Annotated in this window: 7 protein-coding genes and 1 tRNA gene; 5 read left to right on the top strand and 3 right to left on the bottom strand. The window is 56.5% G+C overall.

The features are described 5' to 3' along the window. Positions 1–318 precede the first annotated feature (318 nt). The gene (locus ABJM11_RS05205; RefSeq protein WP_348296064.1) at positions 319–1,275 is read left to right on the top strand and encodes a L,D-transpeptidase family protein; all 957 of its coding nucleotides are present in this window, start codon (positions 319–321) and stop codon (positions 1,273–1,275) included. On the opposite strand, the gene ABJM11_RS05200 is transcribed toward ABJM11_RS05205, so the two are convergent. Together ABJM11_RS05200 and ABJM11_RS05195 are read right to left on the bottom strand one after the other, a co-directional pair. Then, positions 1,241–1,975: a TetR family transcriptional regulator gene (locus ABJM11_RS05200; RefSeq protein ID WP_348296063.1), complete on the bottom strand. Its 735-nt coding sequence runs from the start codon at positions 1,973–1,975 to the stop codon at positions 1,241–1,243. The genes ABJM11_RS05205 and ABJM11_RS05200 overlap by 35 nt on opposite strands. A gap of 156 nt (positions 1,976–2,131) precedes the next feature. Further along, entirely contained in the window at positions 2,132–2,734 is a 603-nt protein-coding gene (locus ABJM11_RS05195; RefSeq protein ID WP_348296062.1) for a DUF924 family protein, read from the bottom strand. Positions 2,735–2,831: 97 nt separating this feature from the next. On the opposite strand from ABJM11_RS05195, the gene ABJM11_RS05190 reads away from it, so the two are divergent. The 3 genes from ABJM11_RS05190 to ABJM11_RS05180 all read left to right on the top strand — a co-directional run bounded on the left by ABJM11_RS05190 (position 2,832) and on the right by ABJM11_RS05180 (position 4,412). Next, positions 2,832–3,215 (top strand): CbiX/SirB N-terminal domain-containing protein, encoded by a 384-nt coding sequence (locus tag ABJM11_RS05190; RefSeq protein ID WP_348296061.1) that lies wholly within the window; start codon positions 2,832–2,834, stop codon positions 3,213–3,215. Between the two features lie 63 nt (positions 3,216–3,278). Further along, complete coding sequence (locus tag ABJM11_RS05185; RefSeq protein WP_348296060.1) at positions 3,279–4,187, top strand: TIGR01777 family oxidoreductase; 909 nt, start codon at positions 3,279–3,281, stop codon at positions 4,185–4,187. Between the two features lie 149 nt (positions 4,188–4,336). After that, a tRNA-Glu gene (locus ABJM11_RS05180) sits at positions 4,337–4,412 on the top strand. 18 nt (positions 4,413–4,430) lie between these two features. On the opposite strand, the gene ccoM is transcribed toward ABJM11_RS05180, so the two are convergent. Further along, a complete protein-coding gene (ccoM, locus tag ABJM11_RS22460) occupies positions 4,431–4,592 on the bottom strand; it encodes a cytochrome c oxidase subunit CcoM (protein WP_407069964.1) in 162 nt (53 codons plus the stop codon). A 244-nt stretch (positions 4,593–4,836) separates the two neighbouring features. On the opposite strand from ccoM, the gene ABJM11_RS05170 reads away from it, so the two are divergent. Next, positions 4,837–7,251 carry an EAL domain-containing protein gene (locus tag ABJM11_RS05170; RefSeq protein WP_348296059.1) on the top strand — a complete coding sequence of 805 codons (2,415 nt, stop codon included), beginning with the start codon at positions 4,837–4,839 and terminating at the stop codon, positions 7,249–7,251. Positions 7,252–7,268: the final 17 nt, after the last annotated feature.

The following is a 7,268-nucleotide window of genomic DNA, read 5'->3' as shown; positions in this document are numbered from 1 at the left end:
AACTAAGCTCTTCGCGTTCTTCGCCTGTAATGATCAAAGGAATAACGGGTCGACCCATTGCAGTAGCTCCATCGATGCTTTCTGCAATTATACTCTTGAGCTGTAATTATATCGATGAACTTTTGTTAAGGCACACTAGCCCCGATACTGGCAAACTCCGGTGGGTCTCCGACCCTGGCCTTCAAGCTGGCCCGTTCAGGTGATCCGCGATACCTGGCACTCCGGGACGCCTATCGTTGGGCACTCGAGAATTATCCTCCCTCGTGGCCAACCATTGCACCAGGTCCAACCCTGCTGGAGGGAATGGAGAGTTCAAGGGTGCAGACGCTCAAGGCAAGGCTCAGCGCGCAGGGGTATTTGCAGCACCCGTCCAGAGGCGGCAGCGGTAACCCCGGATATTATGCCGCCGCCACTGCCGATGCCATCACGCGGTTCCAGGCGGATTTCAGCCTCACTCAGGACGGTCGGGCTGGCCGGGCGACTATCCAGGCGCTGAACCGGCAACCAGCCGACCTGCTGGCTACCCTTCGTGCAAATCTCGAGCGCTTGCGGTGGCCGTTCAACCAGCCTGTGGACAGAGGCCTGGTCGTCGACATCGCCAGCGCCGAAGCAACCCTTTATGACAAAGGGAAGGCTGTCTGGCATAACCGGGTGCAGGTCGGCAAGCCCGGCAGGGAGACCCCGGAACTCCGGTCGCTGATTACGCATTTCACGCTCTACCCGGCATGGAACATACCGAAATCAATCTTTGTGAACGACATGCTGCCCAGGATCATGAGTGACCCGGGCTATCTTCAAAGGCGGAACATCAGAGTACTGGATCATTCAGGAAACGAGTTGCCACCAGAGCCCGCATACTGGCCCAGCCCGGCCAGTATGCGCCTGCAACAGCAACCCGGGCCGTCGAATCCACTGGGCTCAATCGCTATACGTTTTTCCAATCCCTTTGAGGTTTATCTGCACGACACGCCGGCCGGTGAACTGTTCAGTAGCCCGGAAAGGTTCTACAGCAATGGCTGTGTCCGGGTCGAGGATGTGGAGTCCCTCGCAGGAACGCTGTTCGGACTGCATAGCTGGCGCACTGAAAAACCGTTTGACGAACGTTTTGCCAACAGCGAGACCCGAAATGTCCGTTTGCCCCGAAGCGTGCCGATACTCATGACCTATCGTACCGCCATCAACAGCGAGGAAAGTGCGATGCGGTTTCGCAGCGACCGATATCGGCGTGATCGTTACTTGATCAGTCTGCTGGACAGGCAAGAACCAGCCCGATAACCTGCTCGACCGTCGCGGCAAGCACAGAATAATCCACCTCTCTGCCATTAAGCAGGCTGTCGTAGCCCATCCCGAGTGTGACATTCACCAGCAGCGCCGCATCCCGGGCCGGCGCGGGCGAATCCAGCCGTTCGAGAATCTGCCTCAAGCCTGCCGTCCATGCCTCCCGGTAGTTTCGTGCAAGTCCCGCGAGTCGGTCGTCCCTCAGGGCTTCCAGGAGAAAGACCTGCTCAGCCAGGACCTGCTCACGCCGCCTGGTGAACTGGTCGTAAAGATACGCAGTGGAAATAACAGAAAGACGAGAGGCAAGCTCACGGCGCTGGGCCCCACCTCGACGCAGGGTTTGAGCGGGGATGGTATCGAGCACCAGATGAATAGTGTCGTAGAAGCTGTCGAGATTGTCCCTCGCCTTCTCGGCGAAAAGCATGAACGAATCGCTGATCAGTTCGTGAATATCGCGAAAATAATAAGTGGTGGCGGCCAAGGGCACTCCCGCTTCACGCGCCACCGCCCTGTGTTTGATGCCGCGAAGGCCATCCCTCGCGGCAATCCGTAAGGTTGCCTCCAGAATTTCAACGCGTCGTATCTCGCTCTTCGCGCGGGAGGCCTTACGCCCGCTGTAACGTATGGATTGACGAAGCGAACGGTTCTCCGGCAGTTCCCTGCGGGCACTAACCTCCGGTACCTGTGCCTGTACCATGGCATGTTTTCCTTGTTTCGACGGCCCGCAACTGCTGCACTCGTAGCGAAACAGCCCGGGCTGGGATTATTGTTGGTTTTTGTAAATTCTGCCGCATCCCGCACCCCGAAACATTGATGAAATTGGCACTTCCGTTTTCCACGGATTGACCAGGCACTATTGGCCGAAACGCTTTCCTGACTCGAGGTAAACCTCTTCCTCCGGAGTGGATTTGCGGTTCAACGCCTTGTTGCGGTGAGGGAAACGGCCGAACCTTTCAATGATTTCCCGGTGGTCCCGCGCCGACTGCAGAAAACTCTGCATCAAATCCCCGGCAACGCCGCCAGTGGCTGATGCCAACTGCTCGTAACAATCCACGGAGAGATCCTGGTCTTCCTTTTTCTCAGAATGCTGGAGCGGCATATAGAGAAACGCCCTCTGCACAGCCGGCACTGCCATGTCGTGCCCACTACGCATGGCGCTCTTGCACAGTTTTATGGCCAGCTTGTCGTTGTCGAACGCCAGGGCCCCGCCCCGGTGAATCTGCCGGGTGAACTGGTCCAGCAGAATAATCTCGGCCAGTGCGCCGCCCGGCATACCTCTCCAGTGACGCAACCCGTCTTCAGAGGCAAACAGCACCATGGAAATAAAACGGCGGCGTATCTCCTGGTCAAATGCGCGAGAGGGGCGAAACCAGCGGTTACGGTGCTCGCTGTCCGGAAGCCCCTGTTCATCCAGTTCACCAAACCAGAAATCCAGAATCTCTTTCCAATCGAACATATGATTTACCCTGTCTCATTGTTAAGCGCCGGCTTGGGTACCGGCACTGCTACACTTTACGATAACTACCAGGCTTTTGGTCCTATCAGGAGATACCATGAACACTGAGCCCAGAATTATTCTTCTCGCGCACGGAAGCAGCGACCAGCGCTGGTGCCACACTTTTGAAAAGCTCGCCACACCGACGCTGAAATCGGTGGCCGGCTCGCGAATCGCATACATGGAACTGGCAGAGCCCTCACTGGAAACCATCATCTCGGAAGCCAGAAAAGACGGTATCGATACCTTTGTCATCATTCCACTGTTTCTGGCTGCGGGCCGCCACCTCAGAAAAGACGTACCCGGAATGATAGACGAGCTCCAGGCAACCCATAATGTCACCATCACCCTGGCCCCACCGATCGGGGAAAACCCGCAGCTGGGCGACGCAATCCGCGACGTGGTGAACCAGGAGCTTGAGCGCCAGAAGCAGCCGGCATAACAACCCAAGCCGAAGTTGCTCCTCGTGCGGGGATACCGGCCATTCAGCAAGGAGTGAATGATCATGGGAAAACGGATTCTGATTACCGGAGGCACTGGATTTATCGGCCAGTCACTGTGCCAGAGACTGATCGCTGACGGGCACACTCTTACCGTTCTGAGCCGGCAGCCGAGCCACAACGTCCAGGCAGTGTGCGGGCGGGTGGACGCCGTGAACAACCTCGACCAGCTTCGTCGAGATGAAGGTTTTGAGGCGGTTATCAATCTCGCCGGGGAAGGCATCGCTGAGAAACGCTGGTCGGAAGCGCGCAAGCAGGAACTCAGGGACAGCCGCATTGCCCTTACGGACCAGCTCGTTGACGTCATAAAAAGCTGGGAAATGCTTCCAGCGGTGATGGTGTCCGGTTCGGCCGTCGGATTTTACGGCGATCAGGGCAGCAGCCATCGGGTCACCGAAGACACTCCACCCCACGACGAATTCACCCACAGGTTATGCAGCGACTGGGAACAGGCTGCCCTCAGGCTGGAGCCTGCCGGAGTACGAGTCTGCCTGTCTCGCACCGGGGTTGTTGCCGGGCCGGGCGGAGGTTTCCTGCAACGTATGTTGTTGCCATTCAAGCTGGGCCTGGGAGGTCGACTTGGCAGCGGTGAGCAGTATATGCCGTGGGTGCATCGTGAGGATGTGGTTGCAGCTCTGGTATGGATGATGGAAACGGACACTGCCAGGGGGGCGTACAATGTGGTCAGCCCCAACCCTGTGACCAATCGGCGGTTCACCAAGTGCCTTGCCGGCGTTATCGGCCGACCGTCGATTTTTCCGGCGCCGGCACCGGTGCTGAAAATTGCCCTGGGAGAAATGTCCCGGCTGTTGCTGACAGGGCAAATGGCAATACCCGAGCGGCTCCAGGCCGAAGGCTTCCAGTTTCGCTTTCCCGATCTCGGCCCTGCCCTTGCTGATGCAACAAGGTACTGAGGTGGCCGAATCAGATAGTCTGACCTGGTGCAGCGCTCAAATAGTGCCTGAACGGACCCTGACAGTTTTTTCAAAAAACCGTTTGACAGCCCGCAACTCCTTACTTAATATACGCGCCACCTCGACGAGGCAAGGTTTTGAAGCGATGCGTCCCCTTCGTCTAGTGGCCTAGGACTCCGCCCTTTCACGGCGGCAACAGGGGTTCGAACCCCCTAGGGGACGCCAACTTCCAGCCTTTATTCGTTAGTGCTTGTGGCCCTTCCGGGCGGCTGATTCCGAATGCCGGCCATGGTCACCAAGCTGATGCTTTGAATCCTTGACGACAAAAATCCCCACACCCACAAAGAACCCCACCATCAGTAAAACGGTTACAATCCCCGCGATTACAATTGCGTCGGTATACATAGCCACATCCCCCTGACAAACCTGATTAACTGGGCCCAGATTACCCCTGCCCTCACTGGCGCATCTTGATCTGAGTCAACGGTGCAACTGGCGACACATTCACTAAAATCCAGAACAGCAACACATTTCTTCCGATTTTTCCTGTATTTGCAAGGCATTTGCGAGAAACTGCTGCTATAGTCCTGAGAACAAAGCCTGACCATTTGCAACCAAACCTCCCCAGGGCGGCCGAAGTATATAGGACATGCAGAAACTTTTGACTCGCCTGCAACGATTTAGAACCGGGTCCCCGCTGTCGTTCCGGCTGCTTGCGTATATCCTGCTATTCAGCTCCCTGTTCACACTGATTTCATCCGCTGCCCAGATCTACTCCGACTATCGCAAGGATCTCTCCCAGATCGACCGGCGCATGAAAGTCATCGAAACCGGGTATACCTCCAGCCTTGCCCGAAGCCTCTGGGCGCTGGATCAGAAACTGCTACAGACCCAGCTTGAAGGCATACTGAGCCTTCCGGACATCGTCCACCTACGCCTCAAGATCGAGCCGGACTCGGAACTGATCATGGGCGAGATTCCCCGCGATACAAAAACCACCACCCACACTTTCGACCTGAACCATCAGGGTGACGACATGTTCACCCTTGGCCAGCTGACTGTTACTGCGGATCTGAAGCGCGTCTATTCGGATATGCGGCGAAAGGTTGTGGTGGTACTGACGACCCAGTTCTTCAAAACGTTCTTTATATCGATACTGATCATCTGGATATTCCAGCATTTCGTTGCCCGCCATCTCAGTACCATGGCCAGCTATGCCCGCAACTTCTCCCTTAACAACCTTGCCCAGCCACTGCAACTGGACCGGCCGGATACGTCGCTGAATCGCAGCGACGAACTCGCCCAGGTAACAGAGGCCATTAACCAGATGCGGGAACGGCTGAACGATGATCTTGAACGCCAGGAGCGGGACGCCGAGGAAATTCGCAAATTCTCCAAGGCGATTGAACAAAGCCCTTCGTCGGTGCTCATTTGTGATCGCCAGTGGCGCATCGAGTTTGCCAACCAGAAGTTTACCCAGCTGACCGGTTACGATGCTGAAACAATCATCGGCAAACACCCTGGCGTACTTTCCGAAGAGGCCCATGCCCACCGCGAAAACCGGCAGTTATGGCAGTCGATCAGGCTTCAGGTACAGCGTGTAGGTGTCTGGCAGGGTGAGATAAACAGCGTTCGCAAGAACGGCGAGCGATTCTGGGAGCAACTGATTGTCACACCCATCAAGAACTCCAAGGGAGAGGCAACGGGGTACCTCATCCTCGGCGAGGACATCAGTATCCGCAAACGCTACGAACAGCAGCTGCTCCGGCAGGCCAACTACGACATTCTTACCGGCCTTCCCAACCGCATGCTGGCACTTGACCGGCTAAAACTGGCATTGGCCCAGGCACGGCGCGAAAGCTCCCTGGTCGGCGTCATGTTTCTTGACCTGGACAACTTCAAGCACATTAACGACACCCTCGGACACGATGCCGGCGACAACCTGCTGATTGAAGCGGCACGACGTATCTCGAGCTGCCTGCGCGGCACCAGTACCGTCGCCAGGCTTGGAGGCGATGAGTTTCTGGTCATACTGCCGGGATTGACCGGGCCCGAAGCCACCTCTCAGGTTGCGGAACGCATACTCAAGACCTTTGCGCCACCCTACCTGCTGAACGGCCAGGAAGTCTTTGTCACTACCAGTATTGGCATCGCCATATTCCCCAACGACTCTGATAACAGCGGCAACCTGTTACAGCATGCCGATGCCGCCATGTACCAGGCCAAGCACAAGGGAAAGAGCGCCTACGCGCACTTTGCTCCGGAGATGACTGAAGTATCGCACGAACGGCTGCAGATGGAATCGTTGATGCGCCGGGCACTGGAACAGAAGGAGTTCGAGCTTTACTACCAACCCATCGTTCATACCGAATCCGGCGAACTGTGCTCCGCGGAGGCCCTTCTGCGTTGGAACAGTCCGGGGCTGGGCATGGTCATGCCCGACCGTTTTATTCCTCTGGCAGAGGAAACCGGCCTGATCACCCCTATTGGTGAATGGGTACTGCAGGAGGCCTGCCTGGCAGCCATGCGCTGGAAGGAAACCACTGGCACCAGCATCGGCATATCGGTGAACGTATCACCCCGCCAGTTCCGGGATCCCGGGTTTGTCTACACGGTCATGAATGCACTGGAAACCAGCGGCCTCGAGCCCCAACAGCTGGAACTGGAAATCACTGAACGGCTGATACTGGACAACACTATCGAAACGGCCGATATACTCCGGCAACTGGACCAGTCCGGCATTCGCCTCTCAGTGGATGACTTCGGCACCGGCTACTCTGCACTGAGCTACCTGAAGAGCTATCCCTTTGATACCCTGAAAATCGACAAATCCTTTGTTCAGGACGTCATGAAAGAACAGGACGATGCAGCCCTGGTCAAAGCCATCATCAATATGGCCCACAGTCTTGGTCTGAGAGTGATTGCCGAGGGTGTCGAGGAAGAAGCACAGACCCACTTCCTTCAAAGAGAAGGCTGCGACTACTCACAGGGCTACTTCTATAGTCGCCCGTTACCAGAGCGCGACTTTCAGGATTGGCTCAGAACCAACCATCGCGTCCGCTGAAAAACCACTGATTGGAA

Origin of the sequence: Marinobacter sp. (assembly GCF_039977835.1) — a bacterium.
In the GTDB taxonomy this organism is placed as follows: domain Bacteria; phylum Pseudomonadota; class Gammaproteobacteria; order Pseudomonadales; family Oleiphilaceae; genus Marinobacter.
The sequence above is the reverse complement of the archived record's forward strand: the minus strand, read 5'-3'. Positions and strand labels throughout refer to the sequence as shown.

What these genes read in the sequence shown, in the direction of transcription:
- ABJM11_RS05185 (WP_348296060.1), top strand. Translation starts at nt 3,279, where the DNA reads ATGGGAAAACGGATTCTGATTACCGGAGGCACTGGATTTATCGGCCAG.
- ABJM11_RS05170 (WP_348296059.1), top strand. Translation starts at nt 4,837, where the DNA reads ATGCAGAAACTTTTGACTCGCCTGCAACGATTTAGAACCGGGTCCCCG.
- ABJM11_RS05200 (WP_348296063.1), bottom strand. Translation starts at nt 1,975, where the DNA reads ATGGTACAGGCACAGGTACCGGAGGTTAGTGCCCGCAGGGAACTGCCG.
- ccoM (WP_407069964.1), bottom strand. Translation starts at nt 4,592, where the DNA reads ATGTATACCGACGCAATTGTAATCGCGGGGATTGTAACCGTTTTACTG.
- ABJM11_RS05195 (WP_348296062.1), bottom strand. Translation starts at nt 2,734, where the DNA reads ATGTTCGATTGGAAAGAGATTCTGGATTTCTGGTTTGGTGAACTGGAT.
- ABJM11_RS05190 (WP_348296061.1), top strand. Translation starts at nt 2,832, where the DNA reads ATGAACACTGAGCCCAGAATTATTCTTCTCGCGCACGGAAGCAGCGAC.